This is a genomic window from Oscillatoria sp. HE19RPO (assembly GCF_024220515.1).
Classification (GTDB): domain Bacteria; phylum Cyanobacteriota; class Cyanobacteriia; order Cyanobacteriales; family Laspinemataceae; genus Laspinema.
In genome coordinates this window covers 1-16,953 of sequence record NZ_JAMXOT010000028.1, presented here as the reverse complement: position 1 = coordinate 16,953, position 16,953 = coordinate 1, and the positions used below count along the sequence as shown (strand labels likewise).

The 16,953-nt window shown below is 50.4% G+C and carries 11 protein-coding genes; 6 read left to right on the top strand and 5 right to left on the bottom strand.

All coding sequences use genetic code 11. The annotated features are described in order from the left end of the window. Positions 1–548 precede the first annotated feature (548 nt). Complete coding sequence (locus NG833_RS03350; RefSeq protein WP_254563916.1) at positions 549–725, top strand: hypothetical protein; 177 nt, start codon at positions 549–551, stop codon at positions 723–725. A gap of 76 nt (positions 726–801) precedes the next feature. Here the strand turns inward: NG833_RS03350 and NG833_RS03345 are convergent, their stop codons facing one another. Both NG833_RS03345 and NG833_RS03340 read right to left on the bottom strand, forming a co-directional pair. Then, the gene (locus NG833_RS03345; RefSeq protein WP_254563915.1) at positions 802–1,347 is read right to left on the bottom strand and encodes a pentapeptide repeat-containing protein; all 546 of its coding nucleotides are present in this window, start codon (positions 1,345–1,347) and stop codon (positions 802–804) included. A 990-nt stretch (positions 1,348–2,337) separates the two neighbouring features. Next, positions 2,338–2,823: a CRR6 family NdhI maturation factor gene (locus NG833_RS03340; RefSeq protein ID WP_254563914.1), complete on the bottom strand. Its 486-nt coding sequence runs from the start codon at positions 2,821–2,823 to the stop codon at positions 2,338–2,340. Between the two features lie 418 nt (positions 2,824–3,241). Between NG833_RS03340 and NG833_RS03335 the strand changes: the two genes are divergently transcribed. From NG833_RS03335 to NG833_RS03320, 4 genes are all read left to right on the top strand, one after another. After that, positions 3,242–3,727, top strand: coding sequence for a Fur family transcriptional regulator (locus tag NG833_RS03335; RefSeq protein WP_254563913.1), 486 nt, complete (start codon positions 3,242–3,244; stop codon positions 3,725–3,727). Between the two features lie 750 nt (positions 3,728–4,477). Continuing rightward, positions 4,478–6,895, top strand: coding sequence for a hypothetical protein (locus NG833_RS03330; protein WP_254563912.1), 2,418 nt, complete (start codon positions 4,478–4,480; stop codon positions 6,893–6,895). A 171-nt stretch (positions 6,896–7,066) separates the two neighbouring features. Continuing rightward, positions 7,067–8,956 (top strand): DUF3685 domain-containing protein, encoded by a 1,890-nt coding sequence (locus tag NG833_RS30800; protein ID WP_254563911.1) that lies wholly within the window; start codon positions 7,067–7,069, stop codon positions 8,954–8,956. Positions 8,957–9,441: 485 nt separating this feature from the next. Beyond that, the gene (locus NG833_RS03320; RefSeq protein WP_254563910.1) at positions 9,442–10,557 is read left to right on the top strand and encodes a tetratricopeptide repeat protein; all 1,116 of its coding nucleotides are present in this window, start codon (positions 9,442–9,444) and stop codon (positions 10,555–10,557) included. A gap of 98 nt (positions 10,558–10,655) precedes the next feature. On the opposite strand, the gene NG833_RS03315 is transcribed toward NG833_RS03320, so the two are convergent. The 3 genes from NG833_RS03315 to NG833_RS03305 form a co-directional block, all read right to left on the bottom strand. Then, complete coding sequence (locus NG833_RS03315) at positions 10,656–11,516, bottom strand: DUF928 domain-containing protein (RefSeq protein WP_254563909.1); 861 nt, start codon at positions 11,514–11,516, stop codon at positions 10,656–10,658. A gap of 848 nt (positions 11,517–12,364) precedes the next feature. Continuing rightward, positions 12,365–14,350, bottom strand: coding sequence for an adenylate/guanylate cyclase domain-containing protein (locus NG833_RS03310; protein WP_254563908.1), 1,986 nt, complete (start codon positions 14,348–14,350; stop codon positions 12,365–12,367). A gap of 573 nt (positions 14,351–14,923) precedes the next feature. Further along, on the bottom strand, positions 14,924–15,703 hold the full coding sequence (locus NG833_RS03305) for a photosystem II S4 domain protein (protein WP_254563907.1): 780 nt from the start codon (positions 15,701–15,703) through the stop codon (positions 14,924–14,926). A gap of 237 nt (positions 15,704–15,940) precedes the next feature. On the opposite strand from NG833_RS03305, the gene NG833_RS03300 reads away from it, so the two are divergent. Next, on the top strand, positions 15,941–16,546 hold the full coding sequence (locus tag NG833_RS03300; RefSeq protein ID WP_254563906.1) for a YkgJ family cysteine cluster protein: 606 nt from the start codon (positions 15,941–15,943) through the stop codon (positions 16,544–16,546). Positions 16,547–16,953 lie beyond the last annotated feature (407 nt).

Sequence of the window (16,953 nt, the reverse complement as noted above, 5' to 3'; positions counted from 1 at the left end):
GCGCAATGCTTGCGCCCTCCGGAGGGCGCAAGCATTGCGCCCCTACAGATACCTTCCTTTCAGTTAAACGGTTGGAGGATTTATATTTTGCAATTCCCTAAGCGGAAGCCACTTAAAATTGACCAGGAAGGGTACAGAGTGGCTTCCGCTTTTTTGTAGTGTTTTGTAGCCCGGATAGATGAGTTGGAGACGATCGCCTGGGGTTTAGATTTGACAGCGAAACCCTGAGATTTGATATATTAGCACAGAGTGCGAATACAATGGGCATCAATTTGGGTTTGGCATACTTCCTGTATATAATATAAAAATGATAGAGTCCAGGGGGGAATCATGAAATCTCGAATAAGTGAGCCGATCGCCCAAGGTTGAGGACTCCTCTTTTAACTCCCATTCCGATGACGCCCGGTTTGAGGAACAGCCCCCCGGAACTCTACCCCACTGGTTTAGCGGGGATAGGGTTTGTAAACTGTATAAAATTTAACAGCGAAAAAGATGTTTTTGCGATCGCCATTCTGCGGCTGAAACTGGAGTGAAAACAGGGCCGCAGGATGATCAAACCTGGATCTGAGGGCGGGGTCAATCTCGGTCGTCCAGAAAAAAGTTCCGATTGTCATCAAGCGATCGCAAATTCTCAGAAAGGCGATCGGTATTGCTCTCTCCCGATCCCCTTGATTCTCGTTCCCACCTGTAAGCCCTCCCCTCTGAGTGCCTTGACACCCGAGTAAAAAACCGATGCGGACCGACCCTCCTCTGTTGCTAACTTCGGACGGAAAATCGCCAGTTAGAGACTTAGTTACCCCGTTAGGGCCTCAAACCTCTAGCTCCTTCTACATCGGCACCAAATAGATTCACCTCATTGAGATTCGCATCTTGGAAATTCGCCCTCCTCAAATCCGCGCCATAAAAATTGGCCTTACTCAGATCCGCCGCGTTCAGGTTTGCATCTAAAAGGACGCTCCCCAGCAGATTGGCGGTACTTAAATTAGCTGCATTGAGATTTGCCTCCGACAGATTAGCCAGTTGAAAATTAGCACCTGTCATATCCGCACCTTTCAAGTCTGCTGTACTCAGATTCGCACCACTGAGGTTGGCACCAATCAAGTTGGCATCCGTTAATACCGCACCCTGTAGGTCGATGCCACTCAAATCCGCACCATTGAGATTACACCGGGGACAGACTCTAGTCATTCGCAACTGTTGGAGGTCCGTGGCATTCGGTTCTGCTCCCACTGGAATCGCGACAGATACGGAAGTCAGTAGCATGACGGTCATGGCAATTACTTCTTTCATAGCACTCCCGCTATTGATCGCGGTTTGGCAGTCGATAACCCGTTCGTTATTTAGCATACACAACCTGGTGAGTTTGGGTTGAAAAAGATCCATCGATAAATACAATGGCACTCAATTATCCACGATCCTTGATAGCTCAAGTCATTATGTATCCTCCAACTCGATTTTTAAATCTGTGTTGTTGATGGCTCAAGGTGACTATCGTTCGAGAGTTTGACCGGGATCATCTGACCCATTCAGGGGCAGGGGATCATTGCCATCCCCTTGAGGATCGCGGTTTTGAGAGGGCGATCGCCGATGGAAGGGCTCGCTCCACTTGGCGATCGCACCGAAGTAATATCGAATGTTGCCGGGGAATTCCTTCCGAGGGGCCGATTAGGTCAGGGATACCAGTCACACACTTGGGCGATAAATGTAGACTACCTTGAGGAGACTGATTCCAAAAGAATTGTCTCGGGCTGTGATCTCAAGAGCATTCTCTGTAGTTATCCAACTCGCAAGGGTTCCCTAACTTTCCGGAAATCATATCACTGATCCTCTCCTGCATTCCCTACATTTAGTCGTAAGGTGAATCGGCTTGTCCTATGCCTATAGATGGAAAAAATGGAAAAATTTTAGGTGAATTTTTCTCCGGGATTTGCCAATTCCGAAGCTGGGATAGCCAGCCGGCAACGATCCGAACCCAGTTTATTTTTTGCTCATCCTGATTATAATTTATGGGAGAGAAAATCTCGAAAAATTGCTCCAAATTTGTTGAGTATCGAGCATTGCCAATGAAGCGCTAACAGTTTGGGTGAATCCGTGGAGTCCGCTTTTCTGAACTCATGAGTTTGTCGGTTAGATTGATCTCAGGGTTGACGAAATTCCAGCCCTTAGCAAGGGGGAACGTTAAACCCAGAGGGAGTATCCTGTTTCCTACTCCAATAATGGAGCAAGATGCTCCTTTTCCTGAATTCTATTGTCCCCACGATTGAGACGGACCTCCGATATCCCGAACTCCCGGGATTGAATGAAGGTAGTAGGGGGCCGACTGGAGGGAGAAAACGCTCAAGGGTGAATCCCCAGCAACTCAAAAAAGCCATCATCCAGTTCGTAACCCAGCATCTGAGACAGAGAAATTAGCTTAGACTTACTGGGTACGCCATGTTCCTGCAAGACGTTGGCGAGGGTAAAAATTTTGTTCATCAAAAAAATTTCCAACGCCTCGGGGTTGTATTGAATGCCCTCGGTGCGATGGAACTCGTGAGGGACCAACATCGCGACATAGCGGGCGAATTCGCCAGATTGGCGATCGAGTAGCAAAGGCAACCAGGGATAGGTGGCATCTAATCGGATAAACCACAGACGGATCTCGGGAATTTCCGAGAGTTCGCGGGGGTCCGAGGGATCCCGGGGATAATCGATTTCAAACTGCAACGACAGATCCGGGTCCGTGAAGGGTTGATCTGGGGATAATTTAGCGATCGCCCCTTGGACGGGGGATAGGTCCAAATTGAGCAAACACTCGGAATTGAGGGCGATGGTAATTGTCATGAAACCAGGGGCAGGAGGTAGAAGTGAAATCAGAAAACTGTAACGCAGTCGGTGAATCGGTAACCTATTCTACAGTATCAGCATCTGGTTGAGGGGTTGCAGATGAAGGATTCACAGCGGGGGGGGATGCACTAGGGTCCACACCCGCCTCCAAGGGAAGCCAGAGGGTGGCACACCGGGGCGATCGCCAAGGCGATCGCCCACGGACAACCGAAGCCTACGATAGAATTATCTCAATCCTGTCCACGGGATGAGTCCGGTTCCCCCTCCTAGTGACGACATCCTAGCCGACCTTCATCGCCCCAATCCCTAACCTTCTAGTTCGGTGAAACCCGCTATAACTATGAAAGGGGACAGGATACATCCTTAATTAATTTTGCCATTATTTGCCATTAAATGAATGCCTCAACACAAAACTATGAAAAAACAGGTAGTATCCGTTAAACCCATTCGCTCCTTAGAAGATGCCCTCAATCGCTGCCAAAGTTTGGGAATGCGACTGTCGCGACAGCGGCGCTTTATCCTAGAGTTGCTTTGGACTGAGCAAGAGCATCTTTCGGCTAGAGAAATTTACGATCGCCTCAATCGTGGGGGGAAGGCGATCGGACATACCTCGGTCTACCAAAACCTCGAAGCGCTCTCCAACCAAGGAATTATCGAATGCATCGAACGCTCAGATGGTCGGTTGTATGGGAATATCAGCGATGCTCACAGTCACGTTAACTGCATCGATACCAATCAACTGCTGGACGTTCAGATTGAATTACCCGAGGAGTTAATCCGACAAGTCGAAGCTCAAACTGGGGTCCGGATTGTGGAATATCAAATTAATTTTTTCGGATATCGTTATCAGGAATCCCCTTCCCAAACTCAGAAGGCTACAGACCCCGGGGCGATCGCCTAAAGCTTCCAGGTACAGCATTCAATCCACCGGGCTAGAAACCCAGTTTCTTGTTGCTGTGATTGAATGTTGTACCCAGTTCTCGTCATCCCGGGAAATGCCCCACTTCTATGACTTTTTGATACCCGTTCCCAAAACTTCAAGCTAAACTGCTTGAAAAATGAAACAAAATCGCTATAGACTTTAAACTTTTAGCACGGTTTTGAAATCCGGGATGAATCTTGATAACAGTTCAGGGGTCTTTATCCTACACTGGAGTGGCGATCGCCCAGGGGGTCACCATCGCGAAAAACTCGCCTCTCCCATAAGCCGGAAAATCACGATTGGGAAGTGATGCATCAACCAAGAGGACAAATCTATCCCCTAAATTGATCCTTTATCTTATAAATTTCTAGGATGAGCAATCCAGGATATATCCCGCAAGAGGCTTGTCATTCAGACAAACAGATGATCTCGGATTCACTCTGGATCTCAGACATCGGGCAAACGGTAAAAGCATTTGGTACGGATGTATTTAAAAGACTCTGTTTTTAGCATGAATCTAAGCCATCAGGTAGAATCTAGGGTGATCCCCAAGGGAGCAAGCACAGTTTATATCCTAGGGGGTGGGTATCGCTTGCAAGTGTGACCCTCAAGACGCAATCGAAAAGCAACTACAGTGGAGAGACCCCATATTTTCCCGTCTCTACCCGGTAATCAAGAAGTAGAAAGATGTGCCAATACAAGTCGGCATTGTAGGGACAGGCTGAAGCAATGGTGAGAAAACAATTTGACCAATCCAGTACACAGCCAAACCACCGCATTCGGAGACGGCGGGATGGACGCATTAAAGCAGCGATCGCCGCTCGGCTATGGGGTGGGCGATCGCAGCGCAATCACACAGAAACCGGCGATACATTAACCCAAAGTACGGAATTGGCCCAACACCCTCCGAAATCCGGCAAGGGGTGGGGCTGGAAATTCCGCCTTCCGGTCCAGAAAAACCCGAAAAATCAGGACGAGAATCAGCCTGGGGCGCTAGAGGCCACGACTGCACAGAAACCTCGAACCGACAAGGGTCGAAGTCTGCTATGGGGATGGCATTTACTCTGGCTGAGTCTCCTGGTTGCTTGTACCAGTATGGGAGCCGTATCCCTGCGGTGGTTACTCACCATGCCCCCACCGATTGATTGCGATGCCCTCGGGGTGGGGTCCACCGAGCGCGATCGCCTCTACTGTGCTCAAAATGCGGCCAAAACCGGGGACTTAGACCGGCTGGTCGCGGGCATCGAACTGGTGGAAAGCTGGCCCGCAGACCATCCCCTGCGAGGTCAAGGAGATAAATTAGTCGGAGAATGGTCAGCTCTAATTCTAGACTTGGCGCGGCAGAAATTTATGGCCGGGGATTTAAACGGGGCCAATGCCATTGTCGAAAAAATTCCTAAAACCAACCCAGTGTATGCCCAAGTCGAACAAGAATTACAAATGTGGGAGGCTGATTGGGACCAAGGAAAAGCGATCTACGATCAAGCTGAAGCCGCACTGAAAGCTCGTAACTGGAGCGCAGTCGAGGATCGGATGCGAGAGTTGCTCAAATTGGATAACGTCCACTGGCGTTCCACCCGCTATGGAGAACTACAGCAGCGAATTGTCGCGGAAAAGGAAGCTTGGAAACAGTTAGAAGATGCCCGCTATTTGGTCTATAACCGGACAGCAGAGGAGTTAGTCCGCGCCATCGACCTGGCGCGACAAATTAACCCCCAACGATATGTTCGAGAGCAGGCGAATCAGGAGATTAATAGCTGGAGTGCAGAATTACTAGAGATCGCCAAAACTCGCTTCCAAAGTGGCAATTTTGATGGGGCCATCTCCGCTGCTAAGTGGATTCCCTCAGATACAACGGTTTATGGGGAAAGTCAGGACTTGATTCACCTGAGTTCCGCCCGAGCGCTAGTCCAAAATGACAAACCCGCAGGACCTATCCCCGATCGCCTGTTTGCGTTCCTAGAAGCCTCGGCGATCGCCGGTCAGATCCAATCCGACAGTCCCCTGTACAGCCAAGCTCAAGAAAACTTGGTCCGATGGAATCAGCACAAACAGGACCTGGTTCAGGTGCAAATGGCCCAAGCGGTGGCCAGTTTCCGTCACCCCATGCTGATGCAGTTGGCGATCGCCCAAGCTCAGATGGTGGGGATGGATCGCCCGGGACGTCTTGACGCTCAAACCCCGATCGCCCAATGGCGAAAGGAAATTGAACAAATTGAAGACCGAGGCTATGTCGTCGCCGCTAAGGCGATCGCGGACTCCAATAATATTGCGGCATTGAGAAATGCGATCGCCTCGGCCCAACAGGTCGCCCAAGGACGGCCCCTGCGGATTGAAGCCCAAACCCTGATTGCCCAATGGAACAAACAGGTTGAAACCCTAGAAGATCAACCCATCCTCGCCAGCGCCCAGGCTCTCGCCCAAGCCGGTCAACTCCAAGAAGCTGTTAACGAAGCCAAAAAAATTGCGGAGGGTCGAACTTTACATCAAGAAGCCTCAGACAATATTGCCAAATGGGTCAGCGAGATTCAAATTGCTGAAGACCAACCGATTCTCGACCAAGCCGCCACCTTGGCGGCCCAGGGGAGTCTCACCAAGGCGATCGATACGGCTTCTAAAATTCGCTCGGGTCGTGCTTTGTATTCTGAAGCGCGAACGGCGATCGCTCGTTGGAATGCCCAACTCGATGCCATCTATGCCGCCCGGGAAGCTGAAGCGGCCCGCTCCTCCTATCAGGAACCAGCTCCGGTCTATCAGGAACCAGCTCCGGTCTATCAGGAACCGGCTCCGGTCTATCAGGAACCGGCTCCCGTCTATCAGGAACCGGCTCCGGTCTATCAGGAACCGGCTCCGGTCTATCAGGAGCCACCGGCAGCAGCCTATCAAGCTCCGGAACCCTACTATGAGCCGGAAACCTACTATGAGCCGGAACCCTACTATGAGCCGGAACCCTACTATGAGCCGGAACCCTACTATGAGCCGGAACCCTACTATGAGCCACCGGCAGCGGCCTATCAAGAGCCAGAACCCTACTATGAACAACCCAGTTCTTACTATGAGGAACCCGCAGCGACCTATCAAGACCCGGTTCCAGCCTCCAACCCTGAAGACTCTTATGCTCCCTTGCCTATTGATGGGATTGAATAAAATCCCTTTCCTGGGGTCGCGTCGGATTGAAATTGAGGGGTTAGCTTACAATGGGATCTAGTCACCCAAGACAGCACTCCCAGGGTCGGTGAAACGGCTGATTTTTTCCGGGCTTTTCCCGACCTGCTCTGTTCTGGCTCCCCTCTCCCAGCCCTTTAACTCATTTCTGCCGTGAGTCACCCCCCTTTTCAACTACTCTTGATTGATCAAGACCCGATTTTCTTATTGGGTCTGTCCAGCTTGTGTGAGCAATCAACGGATCTGCAAGTGGTGGGTCAAACCACTGACGGGACTCGTGCCTTAGAGACCCTCTCTACTCTAACTACTCCGGCAGCGCCTACGGCGAGCGACCCACCTCCTGCCGATCGCCCGGTGGATGTGGTGTTGTTGGACTTGGAGTTAGGCTGCACGGAACCCTCTGGGGTCACGAGTTTCACCTTGATGGCAGCACTCTGGGAACGATACCCTCGGGTGTCTCTATTGTTGTTGGGTCGATCGCCAGACTCGAACCCCAGAGGGGCCGAGTATCCCGGGAATGTTAAAGGATACTGCCCAAAAGGGATAGCCGGCTCGGAACTGCTTCAGGCGATCCGGACGGTGGCATCCGGGGAACCCTATTGGGGGAGTGGGGGAAATATTCGAGTCTCGACGGGGCAAAGTCCGGGCATTTCTAGGCGGGGTGGAGTAATCGGCGTTCTGCTCGAAGACTTGCGCCTCTCGGGTTTGCGTCAAATTGATGCCGAAATTCGCCAGGTTGCTCAGTATCTGCAAGGCGATCGCTTATCGGATTTTGACCGCTTGTTTTGGCAGGGCCGTCGTCGGGAACTCCTCACTGCTCGTTGGATGGTGAATAAGTTGTTGGCTCCCCCAGTGAGCGAACCGCCACCTCCTCTGTCTGCGAACCTTGGCGATCGCCTTGCTCCAGTCAATTCTCCTCAGCCACCTCACCGCATTTCTGCACCCCCAGAACGCCCCAATCGCCCCCCAACATCCAGCGATCGCACCAGCCTAGTTAGAGCTTCTGCGGCAGAGTTGTTACCCCCTACAGGTTCAGAACTGAGCCCGATTCCCCTGCCTCGCCCATTATTGGAGGCGATCGCCGCTAAAATTGATGCTCCTTTGGCAAACCTCACGGATACTGTCCTAGAAATTGATATCCTGTACCTTGACAAAAAGCAAGAATTGCTGTACACAGTTTTGCAGCAATTTGAGGAAATTTTGGCGCAACTGCGGTATGCTCAAGTCCAGGCCACGGAACTCCCCTCAAAACGCGATCGCATCATCCGCGATTTATGGGAAATGTCGGTTACTGCCTATTTTGGTAAATACTATTCCATCACCCTGGGAATAGGAAATTCCTCCCCGAATGCCCTCGGTGAGTTTGACCTAGTACCCTTTTTACTAGAAGAAATCGAGAGTGTCGAAGGGGCTTTATTAAATAAAATCCCTCTCGTTCTGGATTTATTAGCCTATCTCCTCTATCAAATTCCCTTGGCGATCGAAAATGTGATCTACCCCCCGGAAGACCCGCAATCCATCGATCGCGCCACAGCTTTACTCGAAAACCTGATCGTTCAGGTTGCCAACGCTGTCATCCAACCCCTCTTAAATCGCGTCGCTGATGTCGAAGAAATTAAACTGAACTTTTTAGATAAGCACTGGCTATCGAGTCGAGAAATTGAGCGATTTAGAAATGATTTATCCTGGAAATATCGTCGTCAAAATCTCTGGGTAGAACCTAAAGCCATCTTTGAAAGCCGACATTGGCTCTATATCTTGGAGGACCGGGGAATTAACAAAATCCAAATTTATTCTCCCCGAAGGCAAGAATTAGTCGGACTGAAAGGACCGCGACTTTGGGTTACCTTGCTGTTAGAAACCCGCGATGCCATCTCCCCGCGAGTCAAAGCGGTTTTGCTCTCCCTGGGGGATAGTGCGCGATATTTGCTGATTCAATTGGGGAAAGGCATTGGTTTAATTGGGCGAGGGATTCTGCAAGGGATAGGGAGTTCGTTCCAAGAGAGCCGATTTTCCCGAAATCGAGAAGAGCAAAATCGTTAAAGGCGTATCGAGGCGATCGCCTCGATCGCCTCGATCTCCAGGAGGACCCGAGTTACTCCAGTCCCAGGGCCTGCCTCTGCGCCCCTGGATGACCCGAGGTTAAGGGCGTTTTGACGGTGCGGCGATCGCCCCTTAATCCCCCGGCGCAGAAACCGTTTCCGAACTGCGCGGATGCTTCCTACAATCCCATCTTGAATCTTTCCCGAAAAATTTCCAAGTTGATGGCGATCATCTCAGACTTTTGCCATTAAAATCCCTAGAATAGGATTCTAGAACCCCATCTTCAACATGAGAGCCCGTGTGGTTAGAATCAGAGTCCCGAGAGGTGGCCTTGCTCCTGGCCCCTCCAATCCCTGGCTCCTTTGTGCACCCGTCTGTTCGCCCTAGGGGTGGCAAGGGGTCTCCTGTGGGTTGCTCTGTTCCCGGTAACAGAGAAGCATTCTTGTAATCTCTAGCAATTATCGTCAAAAAAGAGAAGTTAGGCCGTGCAAAAACTGAACCCTGTATTCGTGAGTCTCCTGTTGTTAGGAGGAATCAGCCTGATCGCCCCATCGGTTACCCTGGGGGCAACCAAACCTCTAGTGTTAGCGCAGGCGGCCCAAAATAATCAGGATCTCAACCGCCAGGTTAATGAACTGTTGCGACAAGGGCGAGAATTTGTGGATGCGGGGGATTATGCCAACGCCATCCAGGTTTATTTACAAGCTGCCAACTTAGATGGTGAAAACGCGCGAATTTTTTCTGGAATCGGCTTTTTACAAGCCACCCAGCAAAACTTTGAAGCCGCAGTGAATGCTTTTCAGCAGGCGACGGCTCTGGAACCGCAGAATGCAGATTTCCAATATGCTCTCGGTTATGCCTTGGCGAATTTGGGCAATAATGAGGCAGCATCGGTGGCCTACCGACGAGCAGCACAACTGGATCCGGAGAACCTTAACGCTCAAATTGGGTTAGGGGTGGTTCTGTTGCGGCAAGAAGACTATGATGGAGCATTACAGGCGTTTCAACAGGTGACCAGTCGCGATACGAGATACTGGCAAGCCTACGAGTCGATTGGGACGGCGCTACTCCAGCAGGGACGGATTGATGAGGCTATTGTCGCACTCCAACAAGCCGCAGCCTTGGCTCCCCGACAAGGCAGTATTCAAATGATTTTAGGGGTGGCTCTTCTGACTCAAGGAAAGACCAATGAAGCCTTGGAAACCTTTAAGCAAGCGGCCCTGTTGGAACCCAGAAATGCCCAGCTTCAGTTAGCGATCGGCAAACTACTCCAGGACCAGGGACAGATGATCGAAGCTCTCGTCACTTATCAAAGAGCAGCGAGTTTAGCGCCGGATTTGGTAGAACCCCACGCGGCGATCGCCGCGATTCATCTCCAGCAGGAAGACTATTTACAGGCGATCGTCGCCTATCGTCGCTTAACAGAACTGGCTCCAGACAATGGTGATGCTTATTATAATCTCGCCCTGGCCTTAAGAGGACGTAATCGGATTTCCGAGGCGATCGAGCAATTGAAAAAAGCCCAAGAGCTTTATCAGCAGCAGGGTGAAAATGAAAGATTGGAAAAAGTCGAGGTGCTTATGAGAGAGCTTCAGCCTTAATTTTCATCACTCACGAAAGGGGGAAGAGAGGGAGGATGGGGGAGAAAGAAAAAATTCATCCTTCCTCCTTCAAAAGACCCCCTTGAGAATTGCCCCTTTCATGGGTTGGTTTCAGCGTTGGGTTCTGGATAGCGGCTTTGTTGATCCTCCTGGACTTCCACGGTGATCTCTTGAACGAGGGGGACCTCCGCTACATTTTGGAGATCAATCGAAGTGATCAGTTCTTGCCACTCACTTCTAATGTCGTCACTATTGGGATTGCTGCGGCGCAGTTGAGCCAGCAGGGAGATCGCCTCATGCCAAATGCCGTTGCGAGCATAAACTTGAGCCCGTTCTAGGTCCGAGGTGGTGGTAGCTAACTGTTCCGTTAAGTCAGCGCTGGCTTCTACTCGGCGCACCCACCCTTGGACATAAACATCTGCCGCCCGATCTTCTGGGTTACAAATAATAGAAAAGTACCAGCGATAACTGTCATTAATTTCTAATGGGGGGAGACTAGCATTTTCCGGCAGGTTCAAACTCACGATTCCCGCCTCACCTTTCGTGCGAAATGTCGTTTCGTAAATGACTTTTTCACCCTTTTCATCCATCAGCACGAATTCTACTCCCGTGGCTGAAGTCGGTGGTAAATACCAAAAGAATGTGGGATAGGCTTCTACGGTTAATCCCATCGTGGTTTCCGGAATCAACGCTGTTAACGCCCGATCGCTTGGACCATCGCCGGTGACGCTACAACCCCGACTACCCCCGCCAATCCGTCGTCCTGGCGCTCCAGGAGAGACTTGACCAAAGGGACTTCCGCCCCGGGTGCCTCCGCCAACTCGCCCTCTAGGTGCGCCCACATTATCCGGTGGGGTAAATTCGGCTGCTGATGTTGATAGGGCTCCGCCAGTTAATAATTGCAGAGTTACTGCAATACTAGCCAGTATTGATGGAGTCCAATATTTTGTATTAATCATATTCGGGTCTCCCTTCAGCTACAGATTGATTGGATTGAGTGAATGACTAAATTAATTCTAGTAGTTCTATTGAATCAGACTGTGACTTATGTCATAAGCTCTGCCCTCACGATCGCTCAAAAGAGCGTTCTCTAAACATCTTTTGGGCAATCAAGGCATCAAAAAATTAGTTATTTTTTTAGCGGCCCATTGAAATGGGGCGATCGCCACAACTCGGTTTGTCCACATTTTTCAGTTCCACTCGCCCTACCCTGGTGAGTATTTCACAACTTTGTCCCGGTTGAGTCCGTGGCCTTCAGACTTCCCCTAAGGGAACTCCAAAAAATAAAATCCCCAAAAAACCCGCAGGCTGTTCGCGTAGCGTTCCGCTTAGAAAGCCTGGGGCTACACGGACAAAGCCCGCCTGCGCGGCGTCATACAGTCTTGTTAGGTGTTTAACCATCGGGATTTGGATGATTTATTTGTTGGAACACCCTAAGCAGGGCAGCCATTCCCTGCCTCATCCAAACTGAAAGCCCGTTCAAATCCAGTCCTAAGTCCAGACCATTCCAATGAGATGGGAATCTCCCGATGGGATTCTAAAATATGAGCATTTGGTTAAAAATATTAAAAATTCTATCCAGTATTGACGCATTATTTGGGGAAATGTTCCTCCCCGATCGCTCCTGATTTTGGAGATTGGGCAATCCTCCAGAATAGAGTTGGCCGAATTGGGGAGGGTTCCCCTGGGGCATGGGTTTTCAGCGTCCAAGGAGAAGAAACAGGGTTTCTATCCCAAAAAAAGTTAGGACTAGGCAAAAAATTGAGTACAGAATCCCAGTGTGTCTTCTCCAGAGGTTACCGAGACTCTAGGGAGTCGGGGGGCGACGAGCGACCACCCGGTAAACATCAACCGTTTGCTGTTTCCCTTTGAGTGCCAAGGGTCCCCAGTGTTCCACAAAAAACTCGTCCTGGATATGAATCAGCGTTTCGTAGGCAATGAGTACGCGACAAATACTGGATTGGCGGTCTTTCTCGCAGCTTTCTAAGCGAGAAGCAATATTAACGCTATCCCCGATAATCCCGTATTCTTGGCGTTCCTTGCCACCGAGGCTACCGGCAACCACAGCGCCGGTAAAAATTCCGACCCGCATCTGAATCACGGGGAGGCCGCGTTTTTGCCAGTTGCGGTTGAGTTCTTGGAGGCGATCGGCCATTGCCAGACCCGAGGAGACAGCATTGCGGGCATCCCGGGCGATATCTGCACTGGACTGACGAGGTAGGGGAACCCCAAACGCGGCCATAATGCCATCCCCGGTAAATTTGTTAATAATTCCTTGATGTTCTTGGACGACTTGACTCAAAACGTCCAAGTATTCGTTTAACCACTCCAGGAGGGCTTCGGGGGGCATTTGTTCTGAGATGGTGCTAAAGTCCTTGAGGTCGGTAAATAACATGGTGGCGGTCAGTTTTTGACCGGGAAGTTTACCATCTTTGAGCAGGCGATCGCGGTTTTCCCAAAGGGCATCGGCCACTTCTGGAGAGGCATTTTGTCCTAAAAGTTGCATGACAATCTGCTGTTGCTGTCCGGACTGGTAAGCCCGAAACGCGACGACCCCGCCGACGGCAGTAGCCAAACCCACTAGAGGAGCCACCACCGGCACCCAACCGGCTTGACTAAACAGAATCCAACTGGCTAAAAATAAACTCCCAGCGCAGGCCCCAGTGACCCCGGGCAAAATTAAGGGATGCCGAATCAGCCAAGCGGTCGTCCCTCCCACGGCGATCCAGCCAATCACCCAGAGGACTTCGGCCCACTCTGGCCACACCCAAAATAAAGGCCGCCCGTCTAAAACGGCACTCAACAATTGACTGAGCATTTGGGCATGAATCAATACCCCGGGCATAAACGGATTGTTCTCGACCGAACTATAGGGGGTCTGATGGACATCTTTAATACTAGGGGCGGTGGTGCCGATGACAATGATTTTATCGCGGATCCATTCGGGTTCTAGGCGATCGGCGAGGACTTCAGACAAGGGGATCGACGGGGCCACCTCCTGGCGAGACCGATAATTGAGGAGAATCTGGAACCCTTGAGCATCGAGGTGGGTATAACCCCCAGAGTGGGACTCCAAGGGTGCTAATACCGCTTTTCCCCAGACGATGTGACCGGGTTGGGTTTCACTGGGTTGGGGAAAAAACCCCAGGTCTCCTAGATAGAGCATCGCCAGTTGGAGGGAAAAAGAAAGGTTAGTTTTCCCATTGAGTACGAAGCTAATTAAATTGCGGCGAATCGGTCCATCGGGATCGCTTACCAAGTCATTAAAGCCGATGCGTTCTGCCGGGACACTCGGGGGTGGATTGACCCCGGGGGAATCGTTTCTAATGGCGATGATATTTGGGGCGTCTAATTCTTTGAGCAGTTCAGGATGTCCCGGGGGTTGGGGGAGGTCCCGATACAGGTCCAAGCCGATCGCCACGGGTTCATATTGTTGCAAATTTTCCAATGCCTGGGCCAGGGTGCGATCGGATAGGGGCCATCCCTCGGCCTGGATGTCTTCTTCAGAAATCTTTACGATCACAATCCGAGGGTCTGGGGGTTCATCGACACGCCACTGCATTAGCCGGTCATAAACCATTAGTTCCCCATGTTGGAAACCGCCGAGTTGCCGGACTCCCAGCACAATACCGGAGGTACAAAGGGTCGCCATGCCGACCACCGCTACCCCCGTCAAATCGGGCAGTTTTTTCTGAATCTGGCGCAAGAACTTGACAAACACAGATCTCCTACTGTGATTTAATGTTTTGGATTTGTGGGTTTGATCAATAAACTCTTGATTTTGGCGTACCATAGCCGCGATTATTCCCCAATGGTCAACCCAGGATACCCCTGTTTTTTTGACAGTATGACATGATTTTAACCTGGAGTGAGGGGTCAGACCCTGCAATTGTCCTAGAGGATGTTCTAGAGGAGGCGATCGCCAATTTTTCCGGCGTTCCCAAAGGATTTTACAAATAATTCACCGTGGATTTGCCCGATATAAACCTAAAATGTTTTTCACTCAACCCAGGCTCAACATTAATCAAGGCTTAAATAATCGAGAATAGATTGAATCAATAATTGAAGAGATAGCAGGAAAAAATCCTTGCATCTCTAAATTATTATTGGGTGTTAGAAGTGATGAACGTCGGAAAAAGGGAGCTTTCTGTTTAGGTGGATCCATGATTGGGGCGAGTTGACTGGTCATACGGAATCCGGTTGTCAAAGTCTGTTAAAACCCGCAGGCTCAAGCCTGGGGCACTTGCGGACGAAGCGGTGCCTGCGCGGCGTCAAAGCGAAAACCGACTTTTACCAATCGGATTTGGTATCAGTTGTCAATTAAACGACAGTCCACTCCCCCATTCTGTAACGACTTCCCAATCTTTTACAAATACCGGGTAAGCTGAATCCGATAGCGTTCTTTTTTCGTAACTTGAACTTCTCCAACTTCTAGGCGTCCTTTGCCACGAATGGCGATTAAATCATTGGGTTTAACCTGGTAACTGGTTTGAGAGATGTCTTTCCAGTTAACACGGACATCCCCGCTATTAATTAAATCGGCCATTTTGCTGCGAGACATCCCGAATCCCGCAGAGGCGATCGCATCTAAGCGCATGGATGCCTCGACGGTGGTTAACTCTTTCTTTTTGGGTTCGCGAATTTTCAACTCCCCCAACTCGATGCGCTGGGTTTTCACCGGCACCGATCGCACCTGAGTTAAACTCATCTCCAAAAATTCCACCAGATCCGGGGAAACGACTGCCTGGGCACCGCGTTCCCCCAGTACAATAATATCTCCGACTTTTTCGCGAACAATGCCAGTCCCTAAGATAGACCCGAGAAAGTCCCGGTGACTGGCGGAATCAAACAAAAAGTTACCGGCAATTTCTAACGCCGCTAAGGGGACAGTGGTGGGATCTAAAGGCAAATCGATGCGGGCGATCGCCACCCGTTGTCGTTCCGCCTGGGGATATCCCCCAAATGCGACCAGATCAACCTCAGTCAGACGATTGAACGCCGTCTGGGTTTCCATCAGTTCGATCGGCGAAAGAAAATCCGTCACCGCCACTTCCCAGGTTTTAATGGCGCGATCGGCCAGATCGAGGATGCGAGCCATTTGCTCACGATTTTCAACGCCTTTTAATAGTTCTTCCCTTGGCAGCATTCGTTTAGTAATTCTTTCTTTAACACTAGGGTTTATTTTATCCTTTGAACTCCCAGGTTGACCGGAAAGGGCCCTATTGCGATCGGGGATCGGGTTAAGCAGTCATGCACCTCAACCTTAAACCCGTGGGGTGGAAAAATATTCTCCCGCTCGTTCACCCAATCTTGTCCCACCTAAGCTACATATTAAAGAGGGCTCGTTTTCTCCCCTTAACTGGGATTGGAGTTTTTAAAATGTATGAACAGTGAAGTCATCTCCGAGATCGTCGCGTTATACGATCGCATTGATACGGAAACCGCAGCATTTCAAGCTGAAACGGGATTGCACTGTCCCCCCGGATGTGGCAAATGCTGCGAAAATCCGGAAGTAGAGGCAACAGTCCTAGAAATGATGCCCCTGGCCCTAGAGTTATGGCGGACTGGAGAAGCATCAGCTTATTTAGAACGCCTTTCTACCCTAAATGGGTCTGAATCTTGTCTATTTTATCGCCCGGATCCGTTTGTTCCAGAGAATGGGCGCTGTAGTGTTTATTCCTGGCGACCCACCCTCTGCCGATTGTTTGCCTTCGCAACGGTGAAGAATAAGCAGGGGAATCCAGAATTGGCCGTTTGTGTGCGGCAAAAGCAGACGATTCCGGAACAAGTAGAAGGAGCAAAAATTGCGATCGCCGAAGGGATGAGTGCACCGAACTTTGGAGAAGTCGCAACCGAGGTGGCGAATCTTGACCCCTCTCTAGGCAGCGATCGGTTTCCCATTAATCAAGCCTTAGAACGCGCCTTACAACGAGTCGGTTTAATTGCTCACTTGACCTTTGGAGAACAAGATAGCGACTGGGTGGCTTAAAACTATCTATTGCTGATAGGCAGTTCAGAAATGACTGAATTCGTAATACAAACCCTAAAGAAACCACTAGCTTAGTAGTTTCCCCGTTCGTAGTAACGACTTCAGTCGTTTCCGGATTAACAAATTCCGAAAACCCACCCATCAACTGAGGAATTTCCCCGTTCGTAGTAACGACTTCAGTCGTTTCCGGATTAACCGAATCTAAAAACCCACCCATCAACTGAGAAGTTTCCCCGTTCGTAGTAACGACTTCAGTCGTTTCCGGATTAAGGGAACTCCAAAAAATAAAACCTTCAAAAAACCCGCAGGCTCAAGCCTGGGGCTACACGGACAAAGCCCGCCTGCGCGGGCTAAAAGAGCCTTGTTAGGTGCGATCGCATCAAAGCAAGGATGATTTATTTGTTGGA

Bases quoted from the DNA above. Each gene is read 5' to 3' on its own strand.
- NG833_RS03350 (WP_254563916.1), top strand. From the start codon at position 549: ATGATCAAACCTGGATCTGAGGGCGGGGTCAATCTCGGTCGTCCAGAA.
- NG833_RS03345 (WP_254563915.1), bottom strand. From the start codon at position 1,347: ATGCTAAATAACGAACGGGTTATCGACTGCCAAACCGCGATCAATAGC.
- NG833_RS03340 (WP_254563914.1), bottom strand. From the start codon at position 2,823: ATGACAATTACCATCGCCCTCAATTCCGAGTGTTTGCTCAATTTGGAC.
- NG833_RS03335 (WP_254563913.1), top strand. From the start codon at position 3,242: ATGAAAAAACAGGTAGTATCCGTTAAACCCATTCGCTCCTTAGAAGAT.
- NG833_RS03330 (WP_254563912.1), top strand. From the start codon at position 4,478: ATGGTGAGAAAACAATTTGACCAATCCAGTACACAGCCAAACCACCGC.
- NG833_RS03315 (WP_254563909.1), bottom strand. From the start codon at position 11,516: ATGATTAATACAAAATATTGGACTCCATCAATACTGGCTAGTATTGCA.
- NG833_RS03310 (WP_254563908.1), bottom strand. From the start codon at position 14,350: ATGGTACGCCAAAATCAAGAGTTTATTGATCAAACCCACAAATCCAAA.
- NG833_RS03305 (WP_254563907.1), bottom strand. From the start codon at position 15,703: ATGCTGCCAAGGGAAGAACTATTAAAAGGCGTTGAAAATCGTGAGCAA.
- NG833_RS03300 (WP_254563906.1), top strand. From the start codon at position 15,941: ATGAACAGTGAAGTCATCTCCGAGATCGTCGCGTTATACGATCGCATT.